The organism is Pseudomonas parafulva NBRC 16636 = DSM 17004 (assembly GCF_000730645.1).
GTDB classification, from domain to species: Bacteria; Pseudomonadota; Gammaproteobacteria; order Pseudomonadales; family Pseudomonadaceae; genus Aquipseudomonas; species Aquipseudomonas parafulva.
The window spans coordinates 1-16,210 of the sequence record NZ_BBIU01000042.1 but is presented as its reverse complement, the minus strand read 5'-3'; the positions used below and the strand labels follow the sequence as shown (position 1 = coordinate 16,210).

Genomic DNA, 16,210 nt, shown 5'->3' with positions numbered 1-16,210 from the left:
TGAAGTTCACGCAAGGCAGATCGCAGGCTACGTTCGCGGCTAGGTTAGAAGTCGACAGAAACGCCCAGGCTTAGGCCCTGCTGTTTCTGCTCGTCGCTTTTGCGCCAGTTATAGCTGCCTCGCAGGTGCACGCCTGCCACGATTTCATGGCTGACACCCAGGCCAACCCGGGTCAGGTTGCTGGCTGGGGTATACCCCGCCAAGGTGAAGTCGTTGGCAGGCAGCCCCGTCAGGTGCAGCGTCACGTCTTGCTGGTCATCTTCGAATTCGTGCTCCTGCGCCACCTCGCCAAACAACCGCGTTGCCGGCACTACCTGCAGGCTGCCCTGCAAGCCGACGCCCAGGCGCCGTGATGTACGGTCCTGGTCATCGAAGGCCAGCGCCGTTGAGCGACCGCTCTTCTCGTCGTAGCCGTCCACCTTCACCCGTGCATAGTCGGCGCTGACGAACGGTGCCAATTGCCACCGGCTGCTGTCTGGCGCCAGGTTGTACCCGACGCGGCCAGACACGGCCCAGGTCTCGCCATCGGTGTTGCCCTTTTCGCTGCGGTTATGGGTACCCAGGGCGAAGGTCCGCTTGAGGTCGCCGTAGTTCAGGTGGCCGGCAGTCAATGCAGCGTCTGCCCACCAGCGGTGTTTGCGGTACTGGGCGAATGCGCTGGCCAGGTAGCTGTCCAGCGTGTAGTCAGAGTCCTGTGCCCCCGCTTCCAGCTTCTGTCGGTAGGCGCCACCGGCCAAGCCTAGGCGCCAGGCATCGTCGAGCCGGTAGCTGGCGCCCACGGTCAGGTTGTAGCCACGGCCATCACCGCTGGCGGCGCCAGGTTGGCTACCGAAATCCAGGTCCTGGGCACCTGTGGCAACAAAGGGTTGCCACGTGCCAACGGCCTGCCAGGGCGCCTGCCACTGGTTGCGTAGTTCATCCTGATGCGCACGCACGCTGGCGTGGGCCATCTCGGGCAGCAGGGTGATCTCCCACGGGGCGGCGATGAGGGAGTAGGCGTAATCGGCAATCAGTCGCTGGCCGGCGATGGTGGGGTGTACCGCATCGTTGAACAGCAATTTGCTCGGGTCGGGTGTTGTGCCATTGAGGCCGTACACGGGGTTGCCTGCGCAACCTTCGCCGCTGTAGCAGGTGCCGACCAGGTTCTGGTCGCTGGTCAGCCCGAACGCGTTGGGGTTGGCCAGGGCTTCGCTCAGCAGCCCCGGAATGTTCAAGGGAATGACTTGCGCGTCCACCTGCCTGAGCTGGCTGAGCAGCGACTGGTTGAACACGCCAGACAGCTGGGACAGCGGGTTTTGTTGCGGCGTACCGCTGAAGTTGGGGGTTTGGCCTAGATCAGGCAGCAGCCAGACCATGATATAGCGCGCGCCCCCCTGCTGCAGGGCCTGGGCGCTGGCGGCCAGCCGGGCGCCGGCTGCCATGGCATCAGCAGGGCCGTTGACCAACCCCTGCAGGAAGTCGTTGCCTCCGCCGGTGAGGTAATACAGTGCGTTGGGGTCCGCGCGCAGGCCGTTGGCCAGGTAACCCGGTTTTTCCCGCAGCAACTGACCGGCCCCTGGGCGCCCTGGCGGGATCACCGTCTGCGAGGTGGTGGTGATGGAGTCCAGAATTTGCCGCGTGGTGTAACCGCCTACCGCCCAGTTGTTTCCGTCAGGCAGGCCTACGGCCTGGTTGAGCGGGGAGGTGGAAGGGCCAAGGGCTGCCGGGTTCACGCCAAGGTGTGCGCCCAGGATCATCGGCGACACGGGTGCGTAGTTGCCGTTGGCGTCACGGTTGGTGAAGCGCATGCCGCCAAACTGCCCGGCATCGCTGAGGCTGTCGCCGAACACGATCAGGTTGGAGTAGGGCGAGGGGCCGGCGAATGCCTGGCTGCAGGCCAGGGCCAAGGTGCTGAGGGTGAGGCGCAGCAGTGCGGGTTTTCGCATCATGAAACATCCTTTTCTTTGTTTTTATCAGGGGAGCCCCATCGACCTTAGCAAATCGGCGCGCATCGCTCCGAAGTCCATTCGTTTCCCAGTGTTTACGGGCGTATTGCGCCCGCCGCCCCGGTAGGCTACTGTGCCCGAACGTATGAGCGAGACCTACCCTGTGTTGATCGTCAGCAAACTCTTGATGCGCGTAATCAAGGCCCACGCCCGTTGGCGTTGGCGCGCCTGACTTTATCCCCTGCCGGCCTGCCCGGCCCGTCCCTGTTTGCCTTCCTGTATCAGCCCTTTGTGGCGAAGCCGCGCCTGCGACAGGTGTGGGAAGGTTCGAATTATGAAGTCAGTAGATTCAAGAGGTTTAACCCGATGTTACTGATGATCGACAATTACGACTCATTCACTTACAACGTCGTGCAGTACCTTGGCGAGCTGGGTGCCGAGGTCAAGGTCATTCGCAATGACGAGCTGACCATCGCCCAGATCGAAGCCCTGCAGCCTGAGCGCATCGTCGTTTCCCCCGGCCCTTGCACGCCGAGCGAGGCCGGTGTCTCCATCCAGGCCATTCTGCATTTTGCCGGCAAGCTGCCGATTCTGGGTGTGTGCCTGGGGCACCAGTCCATCGGCCAGGCCTACGGTGGTGATGTGGTGCGCGCGCGCCAGGTGATGCATGGCAAGACCAGCCCGGTCTACCACCGTGACCTCGGTGCGTTTGCCGGCCTCAACAACCCGTTGACCGTGACCCGCTACCATTCGCTGGTGGTCAAGCGCGACACCCTGCCAGACTGCCTGGAAGTCACCGCCTGGACCGCCCTCGAAGACGGCTCGGTGGATGAAATCATGGGGCTGCGCCACAAGACGCTGAATGTTGAAGGGGTGCAGTTCCACCCTGAGTCGATACTGACCGAACAAGGGCACGAGCTGTTCGCCAACTTCCTCAAGCAGACTGGCGGCCACCGCTAAGGATCGAATATGGATATCAAGAGCGCGTTGAGCCGTATCGTCGGCCACCTGGACCTGACCACCGAAGAAATGCGCAGTGTCATGCGCGAAATCATGACCGGGCAGTGCAGCGAGGCGCAAATTGGCGCCTTCCTGATGGGCATGCGCATGAAGAGCGAGAGCATCGATGAAATCGTCGGCGCCGTTTCCGTGATGCGCGAACTGGCCGACAAGGTCGAACTGCAGAATCTTGATGGCGTGGTGGATATTGTTGGCACAGGCGGTGATGGCGCCAATATTTTCAACGTTTCCACCGCTTCGTCGTTCGTGCTGGCGGCGGCGGGGTGCACGGTGGCCAAGCATGGCAACCGGGCCGTTTCGGGTAAAAGCGGCAGTGCCGACTTGCTGGAGGCAGCGGGCATCTACCTGAACCTGACGCCTGTGCAGGTTGCCCGTTGCATCGACAGCCTGGGCATCGGCTTCATGTTCGCGCAAAGCCATCATACCGCCATGAAGCATGCCGCTGGCCCGCGCCGCGACCTGGGGCTGCGGACCTTGTTCAACATGCTCGGCCCGCTTACGAATCCGGCCGGCGTGAAGCACCAGGTGGTCGGGGTGTTCACCCAGGCGCTGTGTCGCCCGCTGGCTGAGGTGCTGCACCGCCTGGGCAGCAAGCATGTACTGGTGGTGCATTCCAAGGACGGCCTGGACGAGTTCAGCCTGGCCGCACCCACGTTCGTGGCGGAACTGAAAAACGGCGAAATCACCGAGTACTGGGTGGAGCCTGAAGACCTCGGCATGAAGAGCCAGAGTCTGCATGGCCTCGCCGTAGAAAACCCGCAGGCTTCGCTGGCGCTCATTCGTGACGCCCTCGGCAGGCGCAAGACCGAGAACGGCCAGAAGGCTGCAGAAATGATCGTTCTCAACGCAGGTGCGGCGCTCTATGCAGCCGACCATGCCATGAGCCTGAAGGCTGGCGTGGAACTGGCCAGCGATGTACTGCACACGGGGCTGGCCTGGGAGAAAATGCAGGAGCTGGGCGCCTTTACGGCGGTATTCAAGGTGGAGAACGAAGCATGAGTGTGCCAACGGTGCTGGAACGGATCATCGCCCGCAAGTTTCAGGAGGTGGCAGAACGCCGGGCTCGGGTGAGCCTTGCCGAGCTGGACGTGCTGGCCAAGTCAGCAGACGCCCCCCGCGGTTTTGCCAATGCCATGATCGAGCAGGCCAAGCGCAAGCAGCCGGCGGTGATTGCCGAGATCAAGAAAGCCTCGCCCAGCAAAGGCGTGATCCGTGAAGTATTCGTGCCGTCCGAGATTGCGGTCAGCTACGAGAAGGGTGGTGCCACCTGCCTGTCGGTGCTGACCGATGTGGATTACTTCCAGGGCGCCGATGAGTACCTGCAGCAAGCTCGCGGCGCGGTGTCGCTACCGGTTATCCGCAAGGACTTCATGGTCGACCCATACCAGATCGTCGAGGCCCGTGCCTTGGGCGCCGACTGTGTGTTGCTGATCGTGTCTGCGCTCGACGATGTGAAAATGGCTGAACTTGCCGCCACGGCCAAAGACGTCGGGCTGGATGTACTGGTGGAGGTGCATGACGGCGATGAGCTGGAGCGTGCCCTGAAAACCCTGGACACACCGCTGGTAGGGGTGAACAACCGCAACCTGCACACCTTCGAGGTCAGCCTGGAGACCACCCTGGACCTGCTGCCGCGTATTCCTCGCGACCGCCTGGCCATCACCGAGAGCGGCATCCTGAACCGTGCCGACGTCGAGCTGATGGAAATCAATGACGTCTACTCGTTCCTGGTGGGCGAGGCGTTCATGCGGGCCGAGCAGCCGGGCCTTGAGCTGCAGCGTCTGTTCTTCCCCGAGCAGGTGAAGAAAACCGTTCAGCAACTGGACTGAGCAAAAACAAGCCGGCGCAACTGCCGGCTTTTTTACAGGCCCTGCCATTGCCGCTTCCGGGGCAGGCCTTGAAGGCAGCGAAGAAACGATCATAGGTGGATCAATGACCGATCAACCCCTTCCCTTGACTGTGGAACAAGGCCTGCACGCCGAGCAGGAACTGCTGGGTGCAGTGTGCCGCGGCGAACGGGAAAGTGGCGTGCTGTTCTGGCGCCCGACGGACCATGCGCTGGTCATGCCCCGTCGTATGAGCCGGCTGCAACACTTCGAGGCCGCCTGCGCAGAACTGGCGATTGGCGGCTGGCCGGTGCTGCTGCGTGAGACCGGCGGTGAGCCAGTGCCTCAATCGCATTCCACTGTGAACATCGCGCTGGTTTACCCCGCTCCTCGTAGTGAAGGCGACCACGGCCGCATCGAAAACGCCTATCAGCGTCTATGCCTGCCATTGTGCGACGTGCTACGTGAGTGGGGCGGTGTGGCCTCGGTGGGGGAAATTGAAGGCGCGTTCTGCGACGGCCGTTACAACGTCAACCTCAACGGCCGCAAGCTGGTCGGTACCGCCCAGCGCTGGCGGCAGAGCCTGGCGGGCAAGCGCCCGGTGGTGCTGGTGCACGGGGCGCTGCTGCTGGACAACGAGCGCGAATCAATGGTGGCTGCCGTCAATCGGTTCAATCAGTGCTGTGAGCTTGAACAGCGCTGCCGTGCCGATGCGCATATTGCGCTGCATGAAGTGGCGCCCGAAGCGCCGTGGTTCGCACGGCTGTCCCAAGCGTATGCCAGGGTGCTGGCCGATGTCCCCAAAACCTAGCGGGTACCGTGCACCACCATGGTCTTGCCCTTGACCTGTACCAGGCTGCGCTCCTCGAGGTCTTTCAGGACGCGGCCGACCATTTCCCTTGAGCACCCCACGATGCGGCCGATCTCCTGACGGGTGATCTTGATCTGCATGCCGTCGGGGTGAGTCATGGCGTCGGGTTGCTTGCACAGCTCAAGCAGGCAGCGGGCAACCCGGCCAGTGACGTCGAAAAAGGCCAAGTCGCCTACCTTGCGCGTGGTGTTGCGCAGGCGCTGGGCCATCTGGCTGCCGAGGGCGTAGAGCATGTCCGGGTCCTGGCGTGCCAGTTCGCGGAACTTGCCATAGGTGATCTCTGCCACTTCACACTCGGTCTTGGCCCTGACCCAGGCACTGCGGTGTTGTTCGGCTCCCCCGGGTTCGAACAGGCCCAGCTCACCGAAAAAGTCGCCACTGTTCAGGTAGGCGATGATCATTTCGTGGCCTTCGTCGTCTTCGATGAGGATGGTGACCGAACCCTTGATGATGAACGACAGCGTCTCTGCTCGATCACCGGCGCACATGATGTTGCTCTTGGCGGCGTAGTGGCGGCGCTGACAGTGCGCCAGCAGCCTGTCGATGTTCTTGAGCTTGGGGGTTGTGGCAGAAGCAACCATCACGAAATCCTGTTCGATACGACCCATAGGCTTTTACAACAGCAAGCCGGCGAAGGCGCCAGTCATTTGGCGCCAGCTTATCAGACGCTTACAAAATGTTTCGGTATTAAACCGATGCTTCATGTACTTTTCCCGCGGCTGCACAAGGTCTAAGCTGACACCCTTTTTTGAATTCAGGAGTCCAGGCAGATGAAGGCACGTATCCAGTGGGCCGGTGAGGCAATGTTCCTCGGCGAATCGGGAAGCGGCCACGTCGTGGTGATGGACGGCCCGCCCGAGGCGGGTGGTCGCAACCTGGGTGTGCGGCCGATGGAAATGCTGCTGCTGGGCCTGGGCGGCTGCAGTAGCTTCGATGTGGTCAGCATCCTCAAGAAGTCGCGTCAGGCAGTGGAAAGCTGCGAAGCGTTCCTTGAGGCCGAACGTGCCAGCGAAGACCCGAAAGTCTTTACCAAGATCCACATGAACTTCGTGGTCAAAGGCCGCGGGCTGAAGGAAGCCCAGGTTAAACGGGCGGTCGAGTTGTCCGCTGAGAAGTATTGCTCTGCATCGATCATGCTAGAGCGTGCCGGGGTCGAGATTACCCATGGCTACGAAATTGTAGAGCTCGGTTGAAGCAGGTTTTTGGGTTACATCGCCGGCTCTGGCAGAACTGTACGTGACGGCTTGATTTGGCGGGGTGACCCGTGCCATCAGCTGCGCAGCGCTGGCAGGGCCACCTGTACCCACCCCGGCAACCTTCCCCGCATCCACTGGCTCAACCGCTCACGCCGCTTCTGGTAAAACAACCCCAGGCCGATCACCCCCAGCCCGATCAAGGTCAGTACGACCGGGAAGAGCAACGAGTCGGCGAATACCTCGTAAGCCAGATACCCCAGGTAAGTCGCCACGCCCAGCGCGCCGAACACCATGAACACCGGCCGGCGCAGCAGCACGGCCATGGCGATCAGTACGAGGTTGATGAGGCAATACACGGCCTTGCCCAATTCGCTGCCGTTATCCACCAGCGTCAGCCCTCCCCAGAACGCGGCGAGGCCCGCCAGATAACCCCAGTGGGCATAATCCTGCCGGGTGCGGCCATCTACCACCAGAAACACCAGTAAGGTCGCCAACCCGAACCACAGTGACACTTCACGGCGCTGCTCCCAGGTGAACGGCGAGCCGAAGAACCACTCGCTCAAGTCCATCGACATGAACCACAGCGCCACGGCAATCGGCATCACGATGAAAGGGTAGGGCACAAGCCGCAGCATCAGCAGCCCGGCCAGGATGGTTGCAGCTTCCATCAACAGCCAGCCACTCTGAACATGGGTGTAGTACTGGTGATAGTTGCTTTGGGTGTCTTCCAGTGGCCACCAGCCCAGAAGGCGTTCGACGGCAAAAACCGCCAAGGGCACGATGCTGACCGCCACGGCTGCCAGTACGCCGGCCGCCACCGGTTGTGCGCGCCGCTGCAGCCTGAGTGCAAACAGGGTAATGAACAAGATGTAGAGGCTGGCGACCAGCAACAACGCGCCGTCACCCACGCGCAACCAGGCCTCATTCAGCAGCCAGCCCATGGCCGCCATGATCAACAGGGCACCGAAGTAGAACGCCGTGTGCGCCAGTTGCAGGTTGCCGGTAGCGGCCGGCTGCTGTCGCAGAAACGCCAGCAGCGCCCGGTCCTGGCCGGGTTGCAGCACCCCGGCCTCAACCGCACGTGCCAGGTCCGTTGCTTGGAAGCGTTCGGTCATGCCTGCCCTTTAGATACGGTAGGTGCTCTTGGTCATGACCTTGGCCAGCAGGCTCATGCCAAAACGTACGGGCGCCGGGAAGCGGTAGCCGCCCGCCTCAAGTGCGGTTTCGGCGTGCTGTTCCTCGTCGATGCGCATCTGCTCGAGAATCGCCCGGGACTTCTGGTCATCGACAGGGATCTGCTGGAGATGATGGTCGAGGTGTTTGCACACCTGGTGCTCGGTGGCGGCGACGAAGCCCAGGCTGACCTTGTCGCTGACCAGCCCGGCAAGTGCGCCAATGCCGAACGACATGCCATAGAAAAGGGGGTTGAGCACGCTGGGGTGGCTGTTGAGTTGGCGAATGCGCTGCTCGCACCAGACCAGGTGGTCGATTTCTTCTTCTGCAGCGTGTTCCATGGCTTTGCGCACTTCAGGCAGTTTCGCCGTCAGGGCCTGGCCCTGGTACAGCGCCTGAGCACAGACTTCGCCGGTGTGGTTGATGCGCATCAGCCCGGCAACATGGCGCGCCTGTTGGGCATCGAGGTCGACGTCGGGCTGGATGATGGCCGGTGAAGGCCGGGACGGCTGGCCGCTGAAGGGCAGCAAGGTGCGCATGGCGGTATCGGCCTGCAGCAACAAGCGGTCGAGCGGGGAATAGTGACGTTCGGTAGCCATCGGGCACCTCCGCAAGAATGTGCCCGACAGTTTACCCCAATAGCATCAGGGTCGCTTGCCGTGGATCAGCCCGGCGGCCAGTTCATCTGGCGCTGGCCAAGCACGTGCATGTGGATGTGGTACACCGTCTGGCCGCCCTGCTCATTGCAGTTCATGACCACCCGGAAACCCTCTTCGCAGCCTAGCTCCTTGGCCAGACGCTGGGCGGTGAACAGGATGTGGCCGGCCAGGCCCTTGTCTTGCTCGGTCAGGTCGTTGAGGGTGCGGATGTGCTTTTTCGGAATGACCAGAAAGTGCACCGGCGCCTGGGGGGCGATGTCGTGGAACGCCAGAACCTGGTCGTCCTCGTAGATGATCTTTGCCGGGATTTCCCGGTTGATGATCTTGATGAATAAATCGTCCACAGCACTTGCTCCATGGTGAAGGTCCGGCCCGAGTGTACTCAGCCGGGCGCCGCTCGCCCAGTGGCTATTCCATGCCAGCCGGGCAATAGCGCCTGTGGATGACCCCGGCCAGCTTGCGCACCAGCCAGCCCGGCAGCAGGCGAGGGGCGAATGCCAGCCAACGGTTGCGCCGGCCCGGCATGATCACTGCGCGGTTCTTGTCCAGCGCACGTACGGTGTACAGCGCCAGTTCCTCAGGGCTGATGCACCGGGCCTTGCCATCCAGGCGGGGTATGCGCCGGCGTGATGAGCGCACCGGGCCTGGGCAGAGCACCGAAACCTTGATGCCGGTGCGCCCGAGCTCTTCGCGCAGGGCCAGTGTAAAGCTCATGACATACGCCTTGCTGGCGGCATAGGCAGCGAGCCAGGGGCCGGGCGCAACACTCGCCAGGCCGGCCACGTTGAGGATCTGGCCACCGCCCTGTACCGCCATCAGGTTGCCAATGGCGTGGCACAGGCGGCTCAGGGCCAGAACGTTGACTTCCAGCAGGTCCTGCTCGTCTGCCCACTCGTGGGCCAGGAACGGCCCGTAGGTGCGTTGGCCGGCGCAGTTGACCAGCAGGTCGATGCGCCGCTCGCCTTCTTCCAGCTCCAGCACAAAGCCCGACAGGCGCAGGGGCTGGCTGAGGTCACAGGCGCGCAACAGCACTTCAACGCCAAAGCGCTGGGTCAGCTCGATAGCCACCGGCTCCAGCGTTTCTCGGTGGCGGGCCACCAGGATCAGGTTGCGCCCACGCCTTGCCAGGGCTTCCGCCAGGGCCAGGCCCAGGCCGCTGGAAGCACCGGTGATCATGGCGTAACGGGTCATGCAAGGCTCCTGAGGCTGAAGAGGGCGCGTAGTGTACAGCTTGTGGTGCCTGGCGTTGCGTTTTGCGTCAGAAGGGCTTGACCACCACCAGGATCACGATAGCCAGCAGAAACAGCACGGGCACTTCGTTGAACCAGCGATAGTACACATGGCTGCGGGTGTTGCTGCCGCTGGCAAAGCGTTTGCGCTGGGCGCCGCACATGTGATGGTAGCCGGTCAGCAGGATTACCAGTGTCAGCTTGGCGTGCAGCCAGCCTTGGCTGAGCCAGCCCGGCGTGAGGTAGAGCATCCAGATGCCGAACACGTAGGTGGCGATCATCGCCGGGTTCATGATGCCGCGGTACAGCTTGCGTTCCATGGTCACGAAACGGTCCTGGCTGACGCTGTCCTGGCTTTGGGCGTGGTACACGAACAGCCGTGGCAGGTAGAACAGGCCGGCAAACCAGCAGACCACGCTGACGATATGCAGCGCTTTGATCCATAGATAGAGCATCGAGGTGGTTCCTTCAGGGTATTCACGGTCGTCAGATAGTAGTGCCCAAGTGTCATCAGGGGCACCCGAAGAGTTGTTACAGACGCATCGCGCCCCTATCATCGTGACTTTTCCAGGCGACTCGTTGATAAGGGGCAAGCGTTATGATCAAGGTCGGTATCGTCGGCGGCACGGGTTACACCGGCGTCGAACTGTTGCGCCTGCTGGCACAGCACCCACAGGCGGAAGTGGCGATCATCACTTCGCGCTCCGAGGCAGGCTTGCCAGTGGCGGACATGTACCCAAACCTGCGCGGTCATTACGACGGGCTGGCATTCAGCGTGCCTGACAGCAAGGCGCTGGGTGCCTGCGATGTGGTGTTCTTTGCTACGCCACACGGTGTGGCCCATGCCTTGGCGGGTGAACTGCTGGCTGCCGGCACCAAGGTGATCGACCTTTCGGCAGACTTCCGCCTGCAGGACGCTGAAGAATGGGGCAAATGGTATGGCCAGCCCCACGGCGCCCCGGAGTTGCTGGCAGATGCGGTGTATGGTTTGCCTGAGGTGAACCGCGACAAGATTCGCCAGGCACGGCTTATTGCGGTACCGGGCTGCTACCCTACCGCTACCCAGTTGGGTTTCTTGCCGTTGCTGGAGGCGGGGCTGGCTGACGAGACCCGCCTGATTGCCGACTGCAAGTCCGGTGTCAGTGGCGCGGGCCGTGGCGCGGCCGTGGGCTCGTTGTTCTGCGAGGCTGGTGAGAGCATGAAAGCCTATGCGGTCAAGGGCCATCGCCATCTTCCAGAAATCAGCCAGGGCTTGCGACTGGCTGCGGGCAAGGACATCGGCCTGACCTTCGTGCCCCACCTGACACCGATGATCCGCGGCATCCACGCGACCCTGTACGCCACGGTTGCCGACAGGTCGGTAGACCTGCAGGCACTGTTCGAGAAGCGCTACGCCAACGAACCGTTCGTCGACGTGATGCCCGCCGGCAGCCACCCGGAAACCCGCAGCGTGCGCGGTGCGAACGTTTGCCGCATCGCCGTTCATCGCCCGCAAGGTGGCGACCTGGTGGTGGTGCTGTCGGTCATCGACAACCTGGTCAAAGGTGCTTCCGGCCAGGCGGTGCAGAACCTCAACATCCTGTTCGGCCTGGACGAGCGTATGGGCCTTGGCCATGCCGGCCTGTTGCCCTGACAGGTGATGGATGGCAAGCGGCATGGTGACGCTTGCTATTGTTGACCGATTTTCTCGGGAAAGCGGATAATAGCCGCCATCGAGTTTTATGGCGGCTACCACGCCGGGAGAATCAACATGAGCGTCGAAACCTTCACCCCCACGGCTTTGGAATTTACCCACGGCGCTGCGCAAAAGGTGAAGACACTGGTTTCCGAGGAAGGCAATGACCGCCTGAAGTTGCGTGTATTCGTCACCGGTGGCGGCTGCTCGGGCTTCCAGTACGGTTTCACCTTCGATGAAGATGTCGCCGAAGATGACACCATCGTCGAGCGCGAAGGGGTGTCGCTGGTGGTCGATCCGATGAGCTTCCAGTACCTGGCGGGTGCCGAAGTGGACTACCAGGAAGGCCTGGAAGGTTCGCGGTTCGTGATCAAGAACCCGAATGCCGCCACCACCTGCGGCTGTGGCTCTTCCTTCTCGATCTGAAGTTTGCTGCAAAAAAACGCCGCGCAATTGCGCGGCGTTTTGCTATCTGCAGCAGGGTGCTATGCAGGGTAGATGGCGCCCAGTATGCGTAGCCCGCGTGCAGCGGTGACACTGGGGCGGTTGGCCGCAACCCCTTCGAGGCAGCAATGGGCCAGCCAGGCGAACGCCATGGCCTCCACCCAGTCAGGGTCGATGCCATAGGCGGCTGTGCTTGCAACCTTCGCCTGCGGCAGCAACTGTGCCAGGCGAGCCATCAATGCGCCGTTGCGGGCGCCGCCCCCACACACCAGCAGGGCCTGGGTACCCGGTTGGGCATTGTTCAGCGAGTCGATGATGCTGCGCGCACTCAGTTCCAGCAGGGTCGCCTGGACGTCTTCGTCGCGGTAAGCGGGCAGCGTGGCCAGATGGCTGTCCAGCCAGGGCAGGTTGAACACCTCACGGCCTGTGCTTTTTGGGCCGCTCCCCGCAAAGAACGGATCAGCCAGCAGTTTGCCGAGCAGGGCAGGTTGCACCCTCCCGGTTGCGGCCCAAGCGCCGTCAGCATCGTAGGCCTGGCCGCGCTTGCGCTCTACCCAGGCATCCAGCAGCACGTTGCCGGGGCCACAGTCGAAGCCGTGTACGGGTGTGCCTTGTGCAATCAGGCTCAGGTTGCTGAAGCCACCGACGTTGAGGATTGCCAGGCGCTGGCCAATGTGGCTGAACAAGGTTTCGTGAAAGGCCGGTACCAGGGGCGCACCCTGGCCTCCGGCAGCCACATCGCGGCGTCTGAAATCGGCCACAACGCGGATACCCGTGACCTCGGCCAGCAGCGCCGGGTTGCCAATCTGCACCGTAAACCCCCGTGCAGGTTCATGGCGAATGGTCTGCCCATGGCTGCCGATGGCGCGGATATCCTCGGGGCTTAGCCCCTGACGTGCCAGCAGCTGCGCAACACCTTCACCGGCCAGTGTGGCCCAGCGGTTTTCCGCCAGTGCGGCTCGGGCGATTTCGTCGGGCCCGCTACTGCACAGGCTGAGTAGCGCCTGGCGCAGCTCGGCGGGCATCGGCAGGTAATGGGTGGCGAGCAGATGAAGCTGCTCGCCTTGTTCTACCAAGGCAATGTCCAGGCCGTCGAGGCTGGTGCCAGACATTACCCCAATGTAGAGGGCCATGGTGTCAGCGCTTGTTCGAAGCGAGCAGCGTGGCCTTTTCCTGATCCATGCGGGCGATCAGGGGCTGGCTCTGCTGCAGGAAGCGCTGGCGCTCGTTCTTGGCGATCGGGTCGGCCATCGGCACTTTCTGGCTCAGTGGGTCGACGTGCACACCGTTCACCTGGAACTCGTAGTGCAGGTGAGGGCCAGTGGACAGGCCGGTGGTGCCGATATACCCGATGATCTGGCCTTGCTTGACCGTGCTGCCGGTCTTGATGCCCTTGGCGAAACCTTGCATGTGCCCGTAAAGGGTCTTGTAGCGATTGCCGTGCTGGATAACGACCGTGTTGCCGTAACCGCCGCGGCGCCCGGCAAGTTCGATACGGCCATCGCCTGCAGCCTTGATCGGTGTGCCGCGAGGGGCTGCATAGTCGACGCCTTTATGCGCACGGATCTTGTTCAGAATGGGGTGCTTGCGGCCTGCAGAAAACCGCGAGCTGATGCGGGCAAAGTCTACCGGGGTACGGATGAACGCCTTGCGCAAGCTGTTGCCATCGGCCGTGTAGTAGGTGGTGTTGCCCTGCTTGTTGGTGTAGCGCACAGCGGTGTAGGTCTTGCCGCGGTTGGTAAAGCGCGCCGACAGGATGTTGCCGGTGCCGACCACTTTGCCATCCATCACCTTCTGCTCGTAGACCACATCGAATTCATCGCCCTGGCGAATATCCTGGGCAAAGTCGATGTCGTAGCCCAGCACCCGTGCCATGTCCATGGTCAGGTTGTGGGACAGCCCGGCGCGTTGGGCAGAGGCCGACAGGGAGCTTTTGATCACGCCGTGGGCGTAAGCGGTGCGTACGACCGGTTTGCTGATTTCTCGGTTGAACGTGTAGCCCTTGTCGGTCTTGGTCAGGCGAATGGTTTCAAGGCTGCTGACTTTGCTGTGCAGGTTGGCGAGTTGACCGTCTTTGTCCAGCTCGAACTGCAGTACCTGGCCATGCTTCAGCTGGCTGAACTGCTTGGCCTGCTTGCTGCTGGCCAGGATGTCGTGGACGGCATTGGCAGGGAGGCCAACCTTGGCGAACAAAGTAGAGAGGGTGTCACCGCTGGCGACGGTCACCTCGCGGTGGCCAGGTGCCTTGACAGCCTGTGCGGCGGGCTCGGTCGCCGTCGCTTTTTGCTCAGCATTCTGTGTGCTGGGTGCCGGCTCTTCGATCTGGGCGAACGGCGAGCCTTGCTCACCTTCGGCCTGTACCAGCGGGGCAGTGCGCGATTCGTCCTTGAGCTGCTCGGCTGGGCTTTCCAGCTCCAGGTTAAGGGTGGTTTTCTTGGCTTCTACGTCGCTGGAGGGGAACACCAGCAGGGCCAGGCTGAGCAAGGCCGCGATGCCACTGGCGGCCAGAATATGTGTCTTCGGATAAAGCGGGGGCGCTTTAGGCGGTTCGTTGGTCATGGGCTAAGGACTTTGAAAAGGTGAAATGGAAAAGATGAATGACATGATGAAGATGAAATAACTGTATAAAATATAACCAAAAGCATTTTCACGCAAGGGCGCGTAGACGTCGCGACGCCGGGTCCGGGTCACATCCCTTTGTGAACTTGTATTTGACAGCCGATCTTGTATGGTTGGCTCCCCCTGAATCTGAGCCTTGCGGGTTTGTCTATGAAGTCGGTTGAAGAGCAGCTGGCGCTTATCAAGCGCGGTGCCGAAGAAGTACTGGTCGAGTCGGAACTGGTTGAGAAGCTCAAGCGCGGTCAGCCCTTGCGCATCAAGGCAGGCTTCGATCCCACGGCGCCCGATCTTCATCTCGGTCACACGGTGCTGATCAACAAGCTGCGTCAGTTCCAGGACCTTGGCCATCAGGTGGTGTTCCTCATTGGTGACTTCACCGGCATGATCGGCGACCCCAGCGGCAAGAGCGCCACGCGCCCACCCCTGACCCGCGAGCAGGTGCTGGAAAACGCCGAAACCTATAAACAGCAGGTGTTCAAGATTCTCGACCCGGCCAAGACCGAGGTCGCGTTCAACTCCACCTGGATGGACACCCTGTCACCGGCAGACTTCATTCGCTTGGCGTCGCAGTACACCGTGGCGCGCATGCTCGAGCGTGATGACTTCGACAAGCGCTACACCACCAATCAGCCCATTGCCATCCATGAGTTCCTTTACCCGCTGGTGCAGGGCTATGACTCGGTAGCGCTCAAGGCTGACGTCGAGTTGGGCGGTACCGATCAGAAGTTCAACCTGCTGATGGGCCGCGAGTTGCAGCGTGCCTATGGCCAGGAGGCCCAGAACATCGTCACCATGCCATTGCTCGAGGGGCTGGACGGCGTGAAGAAGATGTCCAAGTCGCTGGGCAATTATGTGGGTATCCAGGAAGCGCCAGGGGTGATGTACAGCAAGTTGGTGTCGATTCCTGACACCTTGATGTGGCGCTATTTCGAACTGCTGAGCTTCCGCTCGATGGAAGAGATCGAGGGGCTGCGTGCTGATGTGGCCAAGGGTGCCAACCCGCGTGACATCAAGATCAAGCTGGCCGAGGAGATCGTTGCGCGTTTCCACGGTGAGGAAGCAGCGGCCAATGCCCACCGTGCGGCGGGTAACCGTATGAAGGAAGGCGAGCTTCCAGAAGACCTGCCGGAGGTTGACGTGGTGTCTGTCGAAAGCCTGCCTATTGCTGCCGTGCTGAACCGCGCTGGCCTGGTGAAGAACTCGGCGCAGGCGCGTGACCTACTGGCCGGGGGAGCGGTAAAAGTTGATGGCGCTGCTGTCGACCGTGATTTCATGTTTGCCCTGGGTGCCAGCCATGTGTGCCAGGCCGGCAAGAAGTCGTTCGCCCGGGTTACCCTAAAGCCTGAGTAACCTCCTATTAAGGTAGGAGCGAGCGTAGCTCGCGATGCGCCGCCAGTGGCGGCGCTGTTTTCAGCCTTTGTTTCACTTTAATGAAATAAACGGTTGACGCCCTCTCGAATCCCCTTATAATGCGCCCCACTTCCAGCGACAACGGAACGCAAAACTCCTTGAGATTCAATGAGTTAAGCGATTAACGGGTTTCTGGAAGCGCTACGATCACCCGATCAAAAGC

General features: G+C 61.8%; 17 protein-coding genes. 8 read left to right on the top strand and 9 right to left on the bottom strand.

Annotated elements, in window-relative coordinates; translation table 11 throughout:
* Nucleotides 1-44 precede the first annotated feature (44 nt).
* Complete coding sequence (gene estP / locus PPA02S_RS21225) at nucleotides 45-1,925, bottom strand: esterase EstP (RefSeq protein WP_028633523.1); 1,881 nt, start codon at nucleotides 1,923-1,925, stop codon at nucleotides 45-47.
* 366 nt (nucleotides 1,926-2,291) lie between these two features.
* On the opposite strand from estP, the gene PPA02S_RS21220 reads away from it, so the two are divergent.
* The 4 genes from PPA02S_RS21220 to PPA02S_RS21205 all read left to right on the top strand — a co-directional run bounded on the left by PPA02S_RS21220 (nucleotide 2,292) and on the right by PPA02S_RS21205 (nucleotide 5,582).
* Nucleotides 2,292-2,885, top strand: a complete 594-nt coding sequence (locus PPA02S_RS21220) for an aminodeoxychorismate/anthranilate synthase component II (protein ID WP_028633522.1) — start codon at nucleotides 2,292-2,294, stop codon at nucleotides 2,883-2,885.
* Between the two features lie 9 nt (nucleotides 2,886-2,894).
* A complete protein-coding gene (gene trpD / locus PPA02S_RS21215; RefSeq protein ID WP_028633521.1) occupies nucleotides 2,895-3,944 on the top strand; it encodes an anthranilate phosphoribosyltransferase in 1,050 nt (349 codons plus the stop codon).
* Nucleotides 3,941-4,774, top strand: a complete 834-nt coding sequence (gene trpC, locus PPA02S_RS21210) for an indole-3-glycerol phosphate synthase TrpC (RefSeq protein ID WP_028633520.1) — start codon at nucleotides 3,941-3,943, stop codon at nucleotides 4,772-4,774. Before trpD ends, trpC begins: the two co-directional genes overlap by 4 nt.
* A gap of 103 nt (nucleotides 4,775-4,877) precedes the next feature.
* On the top strand, nucleotides 4,878-5,582 hold the full coding sequence (locus PPA02S_RS21205; protein WP_028633519.1) for a lipoate--protein ligase family protein: 705 nt from the start codon (nucleotides 4,878-4,880) through the stop codon (nucleotides 5,580-5,582).
* Here the strand turns inward: PPA02S_RS21205 and crp are convergent.
* Nucleotides 5,579-6,223, bottom strand: a complete 645-nt coding sequence (crp, locus tag PPA02S_RS21200; RefSeq protein WP_028633518.1) for a cAMP-activated global transcriptional regulator CRP — start codon at nucleotides 6,221-6,223, stop codon at nucleotides 5,579-5,581. The two genes, PPA02S_RS21205 and crp, sit on opposite strands and share 4 nt — an antisense overlap.
* Before the next feature lie 189 nt (nucleotides 6,224-6,412).
* Between crp and PPA02S_RS21195 the strand changes: the two genes are divergently transcribed.
* Nucleotides 6,413-6,835: an OsmC family protein gene (locus PPA02S_RS21195; protein ID WP_004376171.1), complete on the top strand. Its 423-nt coding sequence runs from the start codon at nucleotides 6,413-6,415 to the stop codon at nucleotides 6,833-6,835.
* 77 nt (nucleotides 6,836-6,912) lie between these two features.
* Here PPA02S_RS21195 and PPA02S_RS21190 read toward each other — a convergent pair whose 3' ends face one another.
* The 5 genes from PPA02S_RS21190 to hemJ all read right to left on the bottom strand — a co-directional run bounded on the left by PPA02S_RS21190 (nucleotide 6,913) and on the right by hemJ (nucleotide 10,354).
* Complete coding sequence (locus tag PPA02S_RS21190; RefSeq protein ID WP_028633517.1) at nucleotides 6,913-7,953, bottom strand: hypothetical protein; 1,041 nt, start codon at nucleotides 7,951-7,953, stop codon at nucleotides 6,913-6,915.
* Nucleotides 7,954-7,962: 9 nt separating this feature from the next.
* Nucleotides 7,963-8,610: a 2-polyprenyl-3-methyl-6-methoxy-1,4-benzoquinone monooxygenase gene (gene coq7, locus PPA02S_RS21185; RefSeq protein ID WP_028633516.1), complete on the bottom strand. Its 648-nt coding sequence runs from the start codon at nucleotides 8,608-8,610 to the stop codon at nucleotides 7,963-7,965.
* 65 nt (nucleotides 8,611-8,675) lie between these two features.
* Nucleotides 8,676-9,014 carry a histidine triad nucleotide-binding protein gene (locus tag PPA02S_RS21180; RefSeq protein WP_028633515.1) on the bottom strand — a complete coding sequence of 113 codons (339 nt, stop codon included), beginning with the start codon at nucleotides 9,012-9,014 and terminating at the stop codon, nucleotides 8,676-8,678.
* A 64-nt stretch (nucleotides 9,015-9,078) separates the two neighbouring features.
* A complete protein-coding gene (locus PPA02S_RS21175) occupies nucleotides 9,079-9,861 on the bottom strand; it encodes an SDR family NAD(P)-dependent oxidoreductase (RefSeq protein ID WP_028633514.1) in 783 nt (260 codons plus the stop codon).
* 67 nt (nucleotides 9,862-9,928) lie between these two features.
* Entirely contained in the window at nucleotides 9,929-10,354 is a 426-nt protein-coding gene (gene hemJ / locus PPA02S_RS21170; RefSeq protein WP_028633513.1) for a protoporphyrinogen oxidase HemJ, read from the bottom strand.
* A 143-nt stretch (nucleotides 10,355-10,497) separates the two neighbouring features.
* Here hemJ and argC point away from each other — a divergent pair, with 143 nt between their 5' ends.
* Nucleotides 10,498-11,532 carry an N-acetyl-gamma-glutamyl-phosphate reductase gene (argC, locus tag PPA02S_RS21165; RefSeq protein ID WP_028633512.1) on the top strand — a complete coding sequence of 345 codons (1,035 nt, stop codon included), beginning with the start codon at nucleotides 10,498-10,500 and terminating at the stop codon, nucleotides 11,530-11,532.
* 117 nt (nucleotides 11,533-11,649) lie between these two features.
* Nucleotides 11,650-12,000, top strand: coding sequence for an iron-sulfur cluster insertion protein ErpA (gene erpA / locus PPA02S_RS21160; protein ID WP_028633511.1), 351 nt, complete (start codon nucleotides 11,650-11,652; stop codon nucleotides 11,998-12,000).
* Between the two features lie 59 nt (nucleotides 12,001-12,059).
* Here erpA and PPA02S_RS21155 read toward each other — a convergent pair whose 3' ends face one another.
* Both PPA02S_RS21155 and PPA02S_RS21150 read right to left on the bottom strand, forming a co-directional pair.
* Entirely contained in the window at nucleotides 12,060-13,151 is a 1,092-nt protein-coding gene (locus tag PPA02S_RS21155) for an anhydro-N-acetylmuramic acid kinase (protein WP_028633510.1), read from the bottom strand.
* A gap of 4 nt (nucleotides 13,152-13,155) precedes the next feature.
* Nucleotides 13,156-14,577 carry a peptidoglycan DD-metalloendopeptidase family protein gene (locus tag PPA02S_RS21150; RefSeq protein WP_028633509.1) on the bottom strand — a complete coding sequence of 474 codons (1,422 nt, stop codon included), beginning with the start codon at nucleotides 14,575-14,577 and terminating at the stop codon, nucleotides 13,156-13,158.
* A gap of 210 nt (nucleotides 14,578-14,787) precedes the next feature.
* Here PPA02S_RS21150 and tyrS point away from each other — a divergent pair, with 210 nt between their 5' ends.
* Nucleotides 14,788-15,987: a tyrosine--tRNA ligase gene (gene tyrS, locus PPA02S_RS21145; RefSeq protein ID WP_028633508.1), complete on the top strand. Its 1,200-nt coding sequence runs from the start codon at nucleotides 14,788-14,790 to the stop codon at nucleotides 15,985-15,987.
* Nucleotides 15,988-16,210 lie beyond the last annotated feature (223 nt).

Excerpts from the sequence above, each read along its gene's own strand:
- estP (WP_028633523.1), bottom strand. The coding sequence starts at position 1,925 with ATGCGAAAACCCGCACTGCTGCGCCTCACCCTCAGCACCTTGGCCCTG.
- hemJ (WP_028633513.1), bottom strand. The coding sequence starts at position 10,354 with ATGCTCTATCTATGGATCAAAGCGCTGCATATCGTCAGCGTGGTCTGC.
- PPA02S_RS21150 (WP_028633509.1), bottom strand. The coding sequence starts at position 14,577 with ATGACCAACGAACCGCCTAAAGCGCCCCCGCTTTATCCGAAGACACAT.
- coq7 (WP_028633516.1), bottom strand. The coding sequence starts at position 8,610 with ATGGCTACCGAACGTCACTATTCCCCGCTCGACCGCTTGTTGCTGCAG.
- argC (WP_028633512.1), top strand. The coding sequence starts at position 10,498 with ATGATCAAGGTCGGTATCGTCGGCGGCACGGGTTACACCGGCGTCGAA.
- crp (WP_028633518.1), bottom strand. The coding sequence starts at position 6,223 with ATGGTTGCTTCTGCCACAACCCCCAAGCTCAAGAACATCGACAGGCTG.
- PPA02S_RS21220 (WP_028633522.1), top strand. The coding sequence starts at position 2,292 with ATGTTACTGATGATCGACAATTACGACTCATTCACTTACAACGTCGTG.
- PPA02S_RS21195 (WP_004376171.1), top strand. The coding sequence starts at position 6,413 with ATGAAGGCACGTATCCAGTGGGCCGGTGAGGCAATGTTCCTCGGCGAA.
- tyrS (WP_028633508.1), top strand. The coding sequence starts at position 14,788 with ATGAAGTCGGTTGAAGAGCAGCTGGCGCTTATCAAGCGCGGTGCCGAA.
- PPA02S_RS21205 (WP_028633519.1), top strand. The coding sequence starts at position 4,878 with ATGACCGATCAACCCCTTCCCTTGACTGTGGAACAAGGCCTGCACGCC.
- trpC (WP_028633520.1), top strand. The coding sequence starts at position 3,941 with ATGAGTGTGCCAACGGTGCTGGAACGGATCATCGCCCGCAAGTTTCAG.
- PPA02S_RS21190 (WP_028633517.1), bottom strand. The coding sequence starts at position 7,953 with ATGACCGAACGCTTCCAAGCAACGGACCTGGCACGTGCGGTTGAGGCC.
- trpD (WP_028633521.1), top strand. The coding sequence starts at position 2,895 with ATGGATATCAAGAGCGCGTTGAGCCGTATCGTCGGCCACCTGGACCTG.
- erpA (WP_028633511.1), top strand. The coding sequence starts at position 11,650 with ATGAGCGTCGAAACCTTCACCCCCACGGCTTTGGAATTTACCCACGGC.
- PPA02S_RS21175 (WP_028633514.1), bottom strand. The coding sequence starts at position 9,861 with ATGACCCGTTACGCCATGATCACCGGTGCTTCCAGCGGCCTGGGCCTG.
- PPA02S_RS21155 (WP_028633510.1), bottom strand. The coding sequence starts at position 13,151 with ATGGCCCTCTACATTGGGGTAATGTCTGGCACCAGCCTCGACGGCCTG.